Annotated in this window: 15 protein-coding genes; 6 read left to right on the top strand and 9 right to left on the bottom strand. The window is 72.1% G+C overall.

What is annotated here, in order from left to right; translation table 11 throughout:
* Nucleotides 1-12 precede the first annotated feature (12 nt).
* Nucleotides 13-561, top strand: coding sequence for a mismatch-specific DNA-glycosylase (locus AP234_RS22815; protein WP_055481751.1), 549 nt, complete (start codon nt 13-15; stop codon nt 559-561).
* Nucleotides 562-601: 40 nt separating this feature from the next.
* Here the strand turns inward: AP234_RS22815 and AP234_RS36510 are convergent, their stop codons facing one another.
* From AP234_RS36510 to AP234_RS22790, 5 genes are all read right to left on the bottom strand, one after another.
* Complete coding sequence (locus tag AP234_RS36510) at nt 602-1,156, bottom strand: DUF1707 SHOCT-like domain-containing protein (protein WP_055481750.1); 555 nt, start codon at nt 1,154-1,156, stop codon at nt 602-604.
* A 5-nt stretch (nt 1,157-1,161) separates the two neighbouring features.
* Entirely contained in the window at nt 1,162-1,878 is a 717-nt protein-coding gene (locus AP234_RS22805) for a PadR family transcriptional regulator (RefSeq protein ID WP_055481749.1), read from the bottom strand.
* A gap of 103 nt (nt 1,879-1,981) precedes the next feature.
* On the bottom strand, nt 1,982-2,506 hold the full coding sequence (locus tag AP234_RS22800; RefSeq protein WP_055481748.1) for a MauE/DoxX family redox-associated membrane protein: 525 nt from the start codon (nt 2,504-2,506) through the stop codon (nt 1,982-1,984).
* The gene (locus AP234_RS22795) at nt 2,503-3,048 is read right to left on the bottom strand and encodes a hypothetical protein (protein WP_055481747.1); all 546 of its coding nucleotides are present in this window, start codon (nt 3,046-3,048) and stop codon (nt 2,503-2,505) included. The genes AP234_RS22800 and AP234_RS22795 overlap by 4 nt, the downstream gene beginning before the upstream one ends.
* 67 nt (nt 3,049-3,115) lie before the next feature.
* Nucleotides 3,116-3,295 (bottom strand): hypothetical protein, encoded by a 180-nt coding sequence (locus AP234_RS22790; protein ID WP_055481746.1) that lies wholly within the window; start codon nt 3,293-3,295, stop codon nt 3,116-3,118.
* Between the two features lie 181 nt (nt 3,296-3,476).
* Between AP234_RS22790 and AP234_RS22785 the strand changes: the two genes are divergently transcribed.
* Genes AP234_RS22785 through AP234_RS22775 form a run of 3 tightly spaced genes read left to right on the top strand, consistent with a single transcriptional unit; the run spans nt 3,477 to nt 6,447 of the window.
* On the top strand, nt 3,477-4,019 hold the full coding sequence (locus AP234_RS22785; RefSeq protein WP_055481745.1) for a TlpA family protein disulfide reductase: 543 nt from the start codon (nt 3,477-3,479) through the stop codon (nt 4,017-4,019).
* Nucleotides 4,016-5,914, top strand: coding sequence for an ABC transporter ATP-binding protein (locus AP234_RS22780; RefSeq protein ID WP_083502351.1), 1,899 nt, complete (start codon nt 4,016-4,018; stop codon nt 5,912-5,914). The genes AP234_RS22785 and AP234_RS22780 overlap by 4 nt, the downstream gene beginning before the upstream one ends.
* Nucleotides 5,911-6,447 carry a S26 family signal peptidase gene (locus AP234_RS22775; protein WP_200926664.1) on the top strand — a complete coding sequence of 179 codons (537 nt, stop codon included), beginning with the start codon at nt 5,911-5,913 and terminating at the stop codon, nt 6,445-6,447. The genes AP234_RS22780 and AP234_RS22775 overlap by 4 nt, the downstream gene beginning before the upstream one ends.
* 28 nt (nt 6,448-6,475) lie before the next feature.
* On the opposite strand, the gene AP234_RS22770 is transcribed toward AP234_RS22775, so the two are convergent.
* The 3 genes from AP234_RS22770 to AP234_RS22760 form a co-directional block, all read right to left on the bottom strand.
* Entirely contained in the window at nt 6,476-7,417 is a 942-nt protein-coding gene (locus tag AP234_RS22770) for an AfsR/SARP family transcriptional regulator (protein WP_055481744.1), read from the bottom strand.
* Between the two features lie 199 nt (nt 7,418-7,616).
* On the bottom strand, nt 7,617-8,270 hold the full coding sequence (locus AP234_RS22765) for a response regulator (RefSeq protein ID WP_055481880.1): 654 nt from the start codon (nt 8,268-8,270) through the stop codon (nt 7,617-7,619).
* Entirely contained in the window at nt 8,267-8,569 is a 303-nt protein-coding gene (locus AP234_RS22760) for an ATP-binding protein (RefSeq protein ID WP_055481743.1), read from the bottom strand. Before AP234_RS22760 ends, AP234_RS22765 begins: the two co-directional genes overlap by 4 nt.
* Before the next feature lie 345 nt (nt 8,570-8,914).
* Here AP234_RS22760 and rnhA point away from each other — a divergent pair, with 345 nt between their 5' ends.
* Nucleotides 8,915-9,376, top strand: a complete 462-nt coding sequence (rnhA, locus tag AP234_RS22755; RefSeq protein ID WP_235558327.1) for a ribonuclease HI — start codon at nt 8,915-8,917, stop codon at nt 9,374-9,376.
* A gap of 147 nt (nt 9,377-9,523) precedes the next feature.
* Here rnhA and AP234_RS22750 read toward each other — a convergent pair whose 3' ends face one another.
* Nucleotides 9,524-11,617, bottom strand: coding sequence for a SpoIIE family protein phosphatase (locus AP234_RS22750; protein WP_083502349.1), 2,094 nt, complete (start codon nt 11,615-11,617; stop codon nt 9,524-9,526).
* 87 nt (nt 11,618-11,704) lie between these two features.
* Here AP234_RS22750 and AP234_RS22745 point away from each other — a divergent pair, with 87 nt between their 5' ends.
* Nucleotides 11,705-12,928: a histidine kinase gene (locus tag AP234_RS22745; RefSeq protein ID WP_055481740.1), complete on the top strand. Its 1,224-nt coding sequence runs from the start codon at nt 11,705-11,707 to the stop codon at nt 12,926-12,928.
* The last annotated feature ends 3 nt before the right edge of the window (nt 12,929-12,931 follow it).

Below are 12,931 nucleotides of genomic sequence, written 5' to 3'. Positions count from 1 at the left end.
AGCATCACTGCCATGCGCCCGACGAAGACCGACCTGGCGGCGGCCAGAAACGCGACGATCGACGACGTGATCGGCCCCGACCTGGACGTGCTCTTCTGCGGGATCAACCCCGGCCTCTACTCCGCCGCCACCGGTCACCACTTCGCGCGGCCGGGCAACCGGTTCTGGCCGGCGCTGCACCTGTCCCGTCTCGTCCCGCGCCGGTTGGAACCGTACGAGCAGCATGTCCTGCCGTCGTACGGCCTCGGCATCACCAACCTCGTCGCACGGGCGACCGCGCGGGCCGACGAGCTGTCGCCCGAGGAGTTCCGCGCGGGCGCCGAGCGACTGAGGGGTCTGCTGAAGGAGATCCGGCCGCGCCTGGTGGCCTTCGCCGGGGTGACCGCCTATCGCCACGCCTTCGGCCGGCCCCGGGCCGTCATCGGCCCGCAGGAGGAGACGATCGGCGACATCGCCGTCCACGTCCTGCCCAATCCCAGTGGGCTCAACGCCCACTGGACGCTGCCGGCCATCGCCGAGGAGATGGCCAGGTTGCGACCGGGCCCGGCCGGGCCCGCGTGACGCCACGGCTCATCGCTCCCCCGCGGGACCGGCCCCCGAGTCAGCCCCGCTGCCCGTGGCCGTACCAGCGCCGGCCCGGGTGCCCAGGCCAGTGACCGTGCCAGTGCCCGTACCGGTGGCCGTGCCAGTGCCGGTGACGGTGACCATGACGGTGGCGGACGATTCCGATCACGACCGCCGCCAGCCAGGCGAGGAACAGCAGCCTGAGCGCGGCGAACAGCGGCCATGCCCCGTACATCGCGAGCGCGCCGGCCAGCGCGAGCGCCGGCACCACGAACACGATCGGCGGAGAACCGCGGCGGCCCCGGATTCGCGGGGCCCGCTGCCGCGACTGCGCGAGGTTCCATCCCCACGGCGCCGGGTCGCCGCGGCGCTCCCGCCACTGCGGCGGGTCGTACGACCCTCGCATGCCGGCGCCGGGCAGATCGGCGGTGATCCGCCGCAGGTCGCCGGTGGTGCGGGCGGACAGCGCCGCGTCCAGCCGCTCGTCGAGCTCGCCCCGGGTGATGCGACCCTGGGCGAACGCGTCGTGCAGCACCCGTGTCACCTCGTCGCGTTCCAGGTCGCCTACGCGCAGGCCGTCCTGCTGGTCCATCCCGGTCACTCCTCGGCCGGGTCGCCCTCGGCGAGGATCTGGTAGAGCCTGCGCCGGGTCTCGGTCAGCACCTGCTTGGCCTGCGCGATCTGGCCGTCGGTCCCGTTGTGGGCGACCTGGAACAGCGCCGAGGCGGCCTGCCGGGACAGATGGAAGAGCTCGTGGACGTTCTCCCCGATGTCCGGCGTCATCTCCTCCCATGGGGCGCGAAGCTCGTCCCGGTGCTCCTCGACGTAGGCCAGACCGGCCTCGGTGAGGTGGAAGGTCTTGCGCCCGTCGGTCTCCTCGGCGCGCACCAGACCCTCGTCGGTCAGCTGCTGGAGCGCGGGGTAGACCGCGCCGGGGCTGGGCCGCCAGCCGCCCTGACTACGCTCGGCGATCTCCTGGATGATCTGGTAGCCGTTGCGCGGCTCCTCGGTGAGCAGGGCGAGGATCGCGGCGCGTACGTCGCCCCGCTTCGCCTTGCGGCCCCTGCCGCCGAAGCCCCGCCCGCCGAACGGGAACCCGCCGCCCCAGAACGGCGGCCCTCCGGGCCCGAAGTCCGGACCCCACGGACCGCGCCCCCGCCGGCCGCCCCTGTGCCGGTGCTCACGGGGTCCGCCGGGCCCCTGCTGCCACATCGCCGCCCCCTTCACGATCGCGGTGTGCAGCGTCCGCCGCACATGACGGTGCAGCGCCTCCGGATCGGCCCATTGCCCGCCCATCGCGTGAACGGAACTCATCGCGCACCTCCTTGACGTTACGTTCGCGATTCATTCTAGACCACTCAACGATATATCGTTACTGTTCTCAGAATCAATCCCGGAATCATGGTGAGGCGAGAGGTCAGTTCGCGAACAGCTCGGCCAGATCGTCGAGCCGGGCGACGACGAGCGCGAGTACGGCTCCGGCGGCCGCGGCGGCCGGGTGGAGGAGGGGGATCGGGCCGGCTGCGACACCGACGGCCGACAGCGCGATCAGGGCGGCGTTGCGCACGATGTGGCGGCGGCCGATCGGCGTGCTGGAGGAGCCGAAGCACCGGCAGGGGGTACGCGTGCCCCGCCGCATCTCGGCCAGCAGGCCGGCGGTGAACCCGAGCAGGAGCACGATGGCCAGTGCGAAGCCCGCCCGCGAGGTGGCGGTGACGGCGAGCAGCGCCACGACCGCGATCTCGGCGGTCACGACGGCCGCGCCGACCCACAGGCCGGCGACCCGCCCGATCGGCCGGCCGCCCAGGAGCGCGCCGGTCAGCGCCCGGCCCGATCGGGCGAACTCGGCGAAGGCCGTCCTGGACCGCAGCTTGCCGGCCGCCGACAGGACGAAGACCACGCCGATCAGGCAGCGGGCCACGACGGCGAGCTGTTCTGTCATCTCGTCCGCGACTCCTCCGGGATCTCGAAGATCTGGTCCAGACGCTCCCCCGAGGCCATGATGCGGCCCGTCGCGTCGAGCAACGCGAACACGGGAAACCCCCGGGTCTTGAACGCCCTGCTCAGCTCGCCGCGCTCTGGCTCGACGACCACACCGGCCACCGGTTCGAGCATCCTGACGTACGGCTCGGCGGCGTCCGGCTCCTCGCTCACGATCACGGCGAGCACCGCGTCGGTTCCGCCGGGGAAACGCCCGGCGGTCGCGACGAAGCCGGGAATGCGCTCCACCGCCTCCGGACAGATCGGCGAGAAGAACGCGGTCAGACCGACCTCGGGGAGCAGCTCGCGGGAGACCGTACGGCCGGCCGTCGTGACCGCGTGGAACGGCCCGACCGTCTCGTCCTCCTCCAGGATCATCGGCCGCTGGAGGACCGGCCGGGGCCCGATGAGGCCGGTCAGCCGGCGGACCCGGCGTACCAGCGCCAGGGTCACCCCGAGATGCGCCACCCACATCATGCCGATGAGCGCAGCCACGTACTGCATCGCGTCCCCTCTCGCGGACCTGCCCGCCGACGCGCGGCGAGGGCGAGCAGGCTCACGTGCGTGTCTCTCAGCAGCAGTTGCAGACGTAGTTGCCACAGGAGATGCTCCCGCAGCTGCTTCCGTAACGGCAGCACCTGCGGACGAGGCAGGTGTTGCCCTCGGTCCAGCACGAGCACGCCTGGGCCGTGGCCTTGGGCACGAGGCGGCTCAGCATCCTGTCGGCCAGTGTTTCGGCCAGTCTCACCATGGCGACCTCCGGTCGTCGCGGACAGTTCGCCACGACGGTAGGAGCCCGCCATACAGGGCCGATACTGCTCGGATACTGGCCGCGTACGGCACCGGCGGGGCTGTATGAGCCCTGTACGACCGCTGTATTCCGGCCCTCTAGCGTCGGCGGCCGGAGCACCACGAACCGTGCTGGAGGGCCCATGACTGCCGTCGTCTCACTCGTCGCCGTGGTCGGCGCGATCTGCCTGCTCGACCTCCTGCTCACCTTCGGCGTCATCCGCCGGCTACGCGAGCACACCGAGATCATCTCCACGCTCCAGGCCACGAGCGCGCCTCCCGGGATGCTCGCCCAGGGCGAGACGGCCGGGGAGTTCGAGGCCGTGGCCACGACCGGAGAGATGATCTCCAGGGAGACCCTGCTCGGCAACACGCTGGTCGGGGTGTTCTCCCCGGACTGCTCCGCCTGCGCCGAGCGGCTGCCCGGATTCCTGCGCCTGGCCACCCACTTCAGCGGCGGACGCGACCGAGTGCTGGCGGTCGTCGCGGACATGGGCGGCGACCCCGAGGCGTACCGCGAGCGGCTCGAACCCGTCGCCCGCGTCGTGATCGAGCCGCAGGGCACCGGGATCAACGAGGCGCTGCGGGTGCGGGCGTTCCCGTCGTTCGGCGTCCTGGACGAGTCGGGGACGGTGCTCGTCTCCGGGCTGGACCCCGACCGGACCGAAGTGGCCGTCCCGGCGTGAGCGAGGCCGAGACACCGACGGAGACGGGCGCGGCGAAGGGGCCGGACGGTCTCGGCGGTGTCAGGGCGAGCGCCGCCGGAGTCGCCGGCGCGCTGGCCCTGGCCTGGCAGGCCGGACCGCTGCTCATCGTCGGATCCGCGATCGCGGCGCTGCTCGAGGCCCTGGTGCCGGTGGCCGCGGCCTGGTTCACCAAGGCCGCGCTGGACGCGATCATCAGCCGGGGGGTGGACGGGCGCTATCTGGCCGCCGTCGGCGCCGGTCTCGTGGTGACCGGCCTCGCGACCGCGACACTGCCCCATTTCTCCCAGTACGTCCGCCGGGAGCTGGAGCGGCGGGTCGGGCTGCTCGCGCAGGACCGGCTCTTCGAAGCGGCCGAGCGGTTCGTCGGCCTGGCGCGGTTCGAGGACCCGGTGTTCCTGGATCGGCTGTCGCTGGCCCACCAGTCGGGCGGCACCGCGCCGGGGCTGGTGGTCGGCGGCGTGCTGAGCATCGGCAGGGGCGCGGTCACCGTGCTCGGTTTCCTCGGCTCTCTCCTGGTCATCAGCCCCGTGCTCGCGATCCTGGTGCTGGCGGCAGCCGTACCCGCGCTGCTCGCGGAGCTGCGGCTCTCACGGGGGCGGGCCGCCGTGATGTGGCGCGTCGGGCCGGTCGAGCGACGGGAGCTGTTCTACCGCCAGCTGCTCACCACGGTCCAGGCCGCCAAGGAGTTGCGGCTGTTCGGCACCGGGCCGTACTTCCGCGCGCTGATGACCGGCGAGCGGCGCACCGCCGACGCCGAGCGGCGTCAGATGGACCGGCGCGAGCTCGCCACGCAGTCGGCGCTGGGGCTCATGTCGGCGGGCGTAGCCGCCGCCGGGCTGGTCTGGGCGCTGATCGCGGCCTGGCGGGGTCAGCTCACCGTCGGTGACCTCACGCTGCTGGTCGCGTCCGTCGCGGGGGTGCAGACGTCGATCACCACGCTGGTGAACGAGGTGACCATGGCCCACCAGCAGGTGCTGGTCTTCGATCACTATCTGATGGTCACCCGCTGCGGCCCCGACCTGCCCGTGCCCGCCCGCCCGCGTGCCGTGCCCGCGCTGCGGCGGGGCATCGAGTTCCGCGGCGTGTGGTTCCGCTACTCGCCCGACCGCCCGTGGGTCCTGCGCGACGTCAGCTTCACGATCCCGTACGGCAGAGCCGTGGCGCTCGTCGGCCGCAACGGGGCGGGCAAGAGCACGCTGGTGAAGCTGCTGTGCCGGGCCTACGACCCGGAACGCGGCGCGATCCTGTGGGACGGGGTCGACCTGCGCGACATGGACCCGGCGGAGTTGCGCTCCCGCATCGGCGCGGTCTTCCAGGACTACATGGCGTACGACCTGAGTGCCGCGCACAACATCGGCCTCGGCGACGTGACCGCGATCGAGGACCGGGAGCGCATCGAGGCGGCCGCCCACCGGGCCGGGGCGCACGAGACCGTGATGGCGCTGCCCCGGCGGTACGACACCCTGCTGTCGCGGATGTTCGCCGATCCCATGGCGGACGGCGATGACGCGACGGCCGGGGTGACGCTGTCCGGCGGGCAGTGGCAGCGACTGGCCCTGGCCAGGGCGATGCTGCGCGACCGGGGCGACCTGCTGATCCTGGACGAGCCCAGCTCGGGTCTCGATCCCGAGGCGGAGCACGAGGTGCACACCCGGCTGCGTCGGCATCGGATGGGCTTCACCAGCGTGCTCATCTCGCACCGGCTCGGGGCCGTACGGGACGCGGACCTGCTCGTCGTGCTCGACGCGGGCGTGGTGGCCGAGCAGGGCACGCACGACCAGCTGATGCGGCGGGGCGGCGTCTACGCCGGCCTCTTCGGCCTGCAGGCCCGTGGGTACGGGACACCGGAACCGGCCGATGCGGGGACGCCGTGACCGCCGCGCTCACGCTGGCCGACGCCGCACCTGTCGCTGCGGGACTCGTGGCCGGATCCGTGGCCGGAGTCATGGCTGCGCTCGCGGGGGCGGCGACGCTGGTGACGCTGCGCCGCAGGCTCGCGGTCATCACGGTGGAGGGCAGGAGCATGGAGCCCGCGCTGCGCTCCGGTGATCGCGTCCTCGTCCGGCGGGTGCCGCTCGGCCGGGTGCGGCGGGGAGACATCGTGGTGATCGCGCAGCCCGAGCCGGCGCCCCGGCATCCGGCCACCGTCGGGGGGCGGCCGGATCGGGGCGTCCGCGACATCGCACAGGGAAGCTGGGTGATCAAACGGGCCGCGGCCCTGCCCGGTGACCCCGTGCCCGCGCCGGTGGCGGCGGCCGTCTCGGCCGCCCCCGGCTCACCCGTACCGGCCGGACGGCTCGTCGCGCTCGGGGACAACGCCGCGTTGAGCTTCGACTCGCGGACGCACGGCTACTACTCCGGCGACCGGGTGCTCGGCGTGGTCCTGCGCCGGATCTCCACCCCCTGAGCGGGTCACGGGGTGGGGACGTACGGCTTCAGCGACGTCCGTGTTCACGGTGCCCCCGGTGATGGTCCCGGTCCGTACGGTGCCCGCGGTGCCGCGGACGCCCCCGGCCCGGCGCCCCCGGCCCGGTGGCTCCGGCGGCTGCGGCTCCGGCGTCCAGGTCCAGCGCGGGGTCCCTGGCCAGCATCCTGCCGTGCAGCGCGACCAGATCGGCGCCGGGGTCGACGCCCAGCCGCTCGGTCAGCGACCGGCGCGCCGTCGTGTACGCCGACAGGGCGGCGGCGAGGTCGCCGGAACGGTAGAGGGCGAGCATCAGGTGCCCCCACAGCCGTTCCCGGGTCGGATGGACCGCGAGCAGATCGCGCAGGTCGGTGATCAGGCCGTCGTGCTCGCCCAGCGAAAGGCGGGCGGCGGCGTGCGCCTCCAGCGCGAGGCACCGCTGCTCCTCCAGGGAGTCGAGCCATCCGGCCACGGCGAGCGTGCGCGGGACGTCCTCCGCCGGCCGGCCGCGCCACAGCGCCAGCGCCTCCGACAGCCGCCGGAGCGCCTGGCGCGGCGCCCGGCGCGCCAGCTCGGCCCGCCCCTCGCGCAGCAGACGGCCGAACTCCACGCTGTCCAGCTCGCCGGAATCGACCACGAGCGAATAGCCCGGCCGGCGCCCGACGATGCGGAGCTGCGACGACCGCGCCCTTCCTTTCCGCGCTTTCTCTTCATGGGGTCTCTGTGCTTTCTCCTCCTGGGGGTCGCGCAGCGCCTGACGGAGCTGGTTCACGTAGGTGCGCACGTTGAACACCGCGGATTTCGGCGGCCTGTCCTCCCACAGCGCGCCGACCAGATCATCGAGTGAGACCGTCCTGTTCCGCTCCAGCAGGAGCACGGTGAGCAGCAGGCGTTGCTTGCGCGTGCCGAGCCGTACGGCCTGGCCGTCACGTGCCACCTGCAACGGGCCCAAAACCCCGAACCACAGGCCCATTCGCCCTCCTTCCGATAGTGGGAGCGCTCCCAAAAGAGGTCGGCGTCGTAGCGGTAGCCGCCGTGATCAAGCGTGCAGGCCGAACGCCCCCGCGCACATCGGCGTGCCGGAGCGATGTCGGCTCCGCCGCTGCGCGTAGGCCCTGACCGCCGGGACGCGTACCGGCCTCCGCCGGCACGCGTACCCGGGGTGGGGTGGGTCAGGTGGGGCGGGCCAGGTTGTTCTCGTAGGCGAAGACGACGGCCTGCACCCGGTCGCGCAGGTGCAGCTTGGCCAGGATGCTGCTGACGTGCGTACGGACGGTCCCCTCCGACAGGTACATCCGTTCGGCGATCTCGGCGTTGGACAGGCCGCCGGCGACCTCCGCGAGCACCTCGCGCTCACGCGGGCTGAGCAGCGCCACCCGCGCGTCCGGCGCCGTGCCGCACGCGGGCAGACGCGGGACGAAATGGGAGATCAGCCGTCGGGTCGTGGACGGCGCGATGACGGCGTCGCCCCGGTGCACGACCCTGATCGCCTCGACCAGCGATTGGGGCGAGGTGTCCTTCAGCAGGAAGCCGCTGGCTCCCGCCTTGATCGCGCCGTAGACGTACTCGTCCAGGTCGAAGGTGGTGAGGATGAGCACCCTGGGTCCGCCGCGTTCGTTGATCAGCCGGGTCGCCTCGATGCCGTCCACGCGCGGCATCTGCACGTCCATGAGCACCACGTCGATGTCCTGCCGTTCCAGCAGGTCGATGACCTCCTGGCCGTCGCGTGCCTCGCCGGCGACCTCGATCCCCCGCTCGCGCCGCAGCACCAGCCGCAGACCGGTGCGGACCAGCTCCTGATCGTCGGCCACCAGCACTCGGATCACATCCACGACGGCGACACCTGCATCTGGAATCCGTACGGGACGAGTCGCCCGGCCCTGGCCGTGCCGCCGGACACGGCGGCGCGCTCCCGGATGCCCGCCGGTCCCTGCCCGGGCCCCGTCAGGGCGGGACGGCCGTTAGGAGGACGGCCGCCGCCGGCTCCGTCGTCGGTCACCTGGATGTGCGGCTCGTCTTCGGCGTGGCGCAAGAGCACGTCGGCCTTGGCATCCTTCCCCGCATGCTTGAGCGTGTTGGTGAGAGCCTCCTGCACGATCCGGTAGGCGGCGGGCCCCGAGCTCACCGGCGCCGCGGACCCGCCCTTCCGTGTGCAACCGTACGTCAAGCGACGGCCGCACGACCAGATCTTCGATCACCGTCGGCGGGCGAGACCGGCGTTCGCCGCGGCGAAGACGGACGGCACCCGGTCTCGTGCCGCGCTCAGGCTGTGAACCCGCCTGTCAACCTCCTCCCTCGGGTCGATCCGCCGCGTCTCCCCGCCCGTCGGCGACGGCCACGCCCCGACGCGCCCGGGATGAAACGTTCAAACCATCCGGCCTCCGGCACGGAGCCGAGCGGCGGCGGCGCGCGCTCGCTCAGGGCACGCCTGAGCCGAAAGGCCGCGCATGGCGGCGATAGTGTGGGGCCCGTGGCCAGTGACCGCGTTGTGGACGTGTACACCGACGGCGCCTGCCGGGGCAATCCGGGGCCCGGTGGCTGGGGCGTGATCCTTCGGTACGGCGAGCACGAGCGGGAGCTACGCGGCGGCGAGCCCGACACGACGAACAACCGGATGGAGCTCATGGCCGCGATCATGGCCCTGGAGACGCTGACCAGGCCGTCGGTGGTCCGGTTGCACACCGACAGCCAATATGTGCGCAACGGCATCACCGGCTGGGTGGCCAAGTGGAAGCGCAACGGGTGGCTGACGGCGGGAAAGGAACCGGTGAAGAACGCGGACCTGTGGCGACGCCTGGAGTCGGCGGTCCAGCGGCATCGGGTCGAATGGCTCTGGGTACGCGGGCACAGCGGCCACCCGGAGAACGAACGCGCCGACGCCCTGGCCCGGCTCGGCTGCGAAGAGGTGACGACTCCCGGCGGCCGGCGCTGACCGACCGGGCACACCCATCGGACACGACCCTCCGTCGGTTTCAGACCTAGACGGGGTCTCAGACCTAGAGCATCGGTCACGTAATGTCACCGGTGTTCGGCGGCTTCGGTCCCTCCACCCCCGGACATGGGTTATCTGACCGGTGTTCTAGGCGGCCGAGTCCGCGATCTCCGCCCAGACGACCTTGCCCTGCCCGGTGTAGCGGGTGCCCCAGCGCTGGGTGGTCTGGGCCACGAGGAACAGGCCCCGCCCGCGCTCGTCCATGGTGCGGGCGTGGCGTAGATGAGGGGCCGTGCTGCTGTGGTCGGAGACCTCACAGCTGAGCGTGCGGTCGCGGATCAGCCGCAGCCCGATCGGCCCGCTGGCGTACCGGATGGCGTTGGTGACCAGTTCGCTGACGACCAACTCGGTGCTGAACGCCAGATGGTCGAGGTCCCAGGCCGCCAGCTGGCGGGCCGTCATCGTGCGCGCCGCGGCCACGATCGCGGGATCGCAGGGCAGGGTCCACGTGGCGACGTGGTCGGCGGTCAGGGTGCGGGTGCGGGCCAGGAGCAGTACGGCGTCGTCGCCGGGGTGGGCGGGCACCAGGGTGCCGAGAACGACGTCGCACCTTTCCTTCAGGGGACGGTCAGCGGGGGTCAGCGCCCGCTGGAGCTGCTTGAGCGCCGCCTCCACCCCGCCGGGCTTTCCCTCGAGGAGTCCCTCGGTGTAGAGGGCGAGCACACTGCCCTCGGGAAGTTCCAGATCGGTGCACTCGAAGGGCAGACCCCCCTCCCCCAGGGGTGGTCCGGCCGGAAGCCTCAGGAGGTCCGCGCTGCCGCCGGGGTGAACGAGCACGGGCGGCAGGTGCCCCGCCCGGGCGAGCCAGCAGTGCCGGGAGATCGGGTCGTACACCGCATAGGTGCAGGTCGCCCGCGTCGGCGGCCGCTCATGTACGTCCGTGCGACCGGTGTGCTCGTCCGCCAGGTCGATCACCAGGTCGTCCAGGCGCGCGAGCGTCTCGTCCGGGGCCAGATCCAGTGCCGCCAGGGTGCGGATCGCGGTGCGCAGCCGGCCCATGGCCGCCGCGGCGTAGATGCCGTGTCCGGCGACCTCCCCGACGACGAGGCCGACGCGCGCCCCGGACATCGGAATCACGTCGAACCAGTCGCCGCCCGCTCCGGCGGACCGGTGGCCGTGCACCACCTCCACCCCGCTGGTGTGGGCCAGGTTCGACGGAAGCAGGCTGCGCTGCAGGACGCTGGCGATGGTGTGTTCGCGCAGGTAGCGCCGGCCGTTCTCCATGCATACCGCGGCGCGGTCGGCGAGTCCGGCGGCGAGCGCCAGATCGTCGTCGTTGTAGGAGCCTTCGCCGCGCCACCGGTAGAAGGAGACCAGGCCGAGGACGACTCCCCTGGCGGCCAGTGGCACCACCATCGCCGAATGGACCCCGGCGGCATGGATCAACTCGGCCCGGGCGGGATCGTCGGACGGCCAGCGTACGTCGCCGACGCCGTCAAGGCGGCGGATGAGCCGCGGCCGCAGGTCGATCAGGCTCTGCCCGTGGGGCGTCCCGGTGGGGAAACGGCCGACCTCACCGATCCTGGTGAGGCTCCTGTCCGTCGCACGCACCGCGCGGAAGGCCAGCCGCCGCAGGGAGACGCTCTCGCCCTCACTCACGAGCGAGGGAGCCTCACCTCTCAGCACGGAGTCCAGCACGTCGATCGCCACGACGTCGGCCAGTGTCGGCACCACGACGTCCGCCAGTTCCTCGGCGGTGCGGGAGACGTCGATGGTAGTGCCGACCCGCGCGTTCGCCTCGTGCATCAGATCGAGCCGGGCGCGGGCCCGGACCCGGTCCGTCACGTCGATCAGCGAGACGGCCACGGCCAGCGGACGCCCGGCGGTGTCGTGCAGCCGGAACGCCGACATGGACTGGACATGCTCGGTGTCGGGATCGCTCAGCGGATAACCCCTGATCTCTTGCTCGAACACCGGCTCACCCGTGTCGCGGACCCGTGTCAGGATGCCTTCGATCTCGGATAGGTCGAACCCTGGCACTATCTCTGGCAGGGGCCGCCCCAGCAGCTCGGCGGACGGCACGCCCCGCATCTCGCGCCCGGCGGTGTTGTACTTCACCAGCCGCAGATCGAGGCTGAACACGTACAGGCCAACGGGAGACTGGCTGAACACCATCGCCAGAGTCGCCTGATCGATGTCTCGATCGCGCTCTTCAGCCCCGTCAGGCGGATTTCCCCCCATACCGCAATTATGCGCCTACCTCTGGCTTTGCTGGAGCGAGCATGCTCCGGTAAAGCCGGAGGCCGCGTTTGGTTTTACCATGATCTGGTGGGCACCAAGCGCATGGCGTTCGCAGGGTGGCCGTCCCGGGCTCTGCGCCTGCTCGCCGCCCGTCCGCTGATCGTCGACACGCTGGTCGCCGTGAGCCTGGCCGCCGGCAGCTGGCTGGGGGCGATGTACGAGTCGCCTCCCGGCGCACCCCCGCCGGACGGGTTGTCCCTCGCGCTGATCCTGGCGGTGAACCTTCCGCTGATCTGCCGCCGGAAGGCGCCGATCACCGTGCTGGTCGTCTCGTGCTCCTGCGCCATCGTGTACCACCTGCTCGGCTATCACTACGGGGTGAACAACATCGGCCCGCCGCTGGCCCTGTACTCCGTGGCGGCCCGCCGCCCCCCCGCCGTGTCCGCCGCGAGCGCGATGCTCGTGCTGGCCGAATGGACCCACGCGGGGATGATGCAACCGCTGGTGGCGCCGTGGGCGGCCGCCGGGACCGCGATCCTGATCACCGTGAGCGTGCTGTCCCTGGGCACGGCGGTACGGTCGCTGACCGAGCGCAACCGGCGCCTGGCCGACCTGGCCGTGCGGCTCGAGCTGGAGCAGGAGAGCAGGGCGCGGCGCGCGGCGACCGAGGAGCGGGTGAAGATCGCCCGTGAGCTGCACGACGTCGTCGCACACCACGTGGCGCTGATCTCGATGCAGGCCGGTCTCGGCCGCTATGTCTTCACCACCGATCCCGCCACCGCGCACGCCACCCTCGAAACGATCTCCGACGCCAGCCGGGAGGCCATGACCGAGATGCGGCGCATGCTGTCGATCCTGCGCACCGATCAGGACGGTGGAGACGACGAAAGCCGTGACTTCACCCCCGGCCTGGACCGGCTCGAACAGCTGGTGCGGCGGCTGGACTCCTCCGGGGTGCCGGTGCGGTTCCGGTTCGCGGGCACGCGACGTCCGCTGAACCCGGGGCTGGAGTTGTGCGCCTACCGGGTCGTCCAGGAGTCCCTCACCAACGTGCTCAAGCACGCGCCGGGGGCCCGTACGGAGGTGGTGGTGACCTACGGCGACAGCGCGCTGGGCATCCGGGTGACCAACGAGCCGGGTGACCCGCCCGCGGCGGCGCGGTCCGGCGGGCAGGGATTGATCGGCATGACAGAACGTGTCAAACTCTACGGCGGAACGATCGTGGCAGGTCCGCGGCCATCAGGGGGATTCGAGGTCGAGGTCGGCCTTCCCTTCGCTCCGACCGAGCAACCGGCCCTCGGACACGGATGAGGT

It is taken from the genome of Sphaerimonospora mesophila (assembly GCF_001417795.1).
GTDB classification, from domain to species: domain Bacteria; phylum Actinomycetota; class Actinomycetes; order Streptosporangiales; family Streptosporangiaceae; genus Sphaerimonospora; species Sphaerimonospora mesophila.
Note: the sequence above shows the minus strand (reverse complement) of the source record. Positions and strands in the feature narration are given on the sequence as shown.

Excerpts from the sequence above, each read along its gene's own strand:
- AP234_RS22815 (WP_055481751.1), top strand. The coding sequence starts at position 13 with ATGCGCCCGACGAAGACCGACCTGGCGGCGGCCAGAAACGCGACGATC.
- AP234_RS36510 (WP_055481750.1), bottom strand. The coding sequence starts at position 1,156 with ATGGACCAGCAGGACGGCCTGCGCGTAGGCGACCTGGAACGCGACGAG.
- AP234_RS22805 (WP_055481749.1), bottom strand. The coding sequence starts at position 1,878 with ATGAGTTCCGTTCACGCGATGGGCGGGCAATGGGCCGATCCGGAGGCG.
- AP234_RS22800 (WP_055481748.1), bottom strand. The coding sequence starts at position 2,506 with ATGACAGAACAGCTCGCCGTCGTGGCCCGCTGCCTGATCGGCGTGGTC.
- AP234_RS22795 (WP_055481747.1), bottom strand. The coding sequence starts at position 3,048 with ATGCAGTACGTGGCTGCGCTCATCGGCATGATGTGGGTGGCGCATCTC.
- AP234_RS22790 (WP_055481746.1), bottom strand. The coding sequence starts at position 3,295 with ATGGTGAGACTGGCCGAAACACTGGCCGACAGGATGCTGAGCCGCCTC.
- AP234_RS22785 (WP_055481745.1), top strand. The coding sequence starts at position 3,477 with ATGACTGCCGTCGTCTCACTCGTCGCCGTGGTCGGCGCGATCTGCCTG.
- AP234_RS22770 (WP_055481744.1), bottom strand. The coding sequence starts at position 7,417 with ATGGGCCTGTGGTTCGGGGTTTTGGGCCCGTTGCAGGTGGCACGTGAC.
- AP234_RS22750 (WP_083502349.1), bottom strand. The coding sequence starts at position 11,617 with ATGGGGGGAAATCCGCCTGACGGGGCTGAAGAGCGCGATCGAGACATC.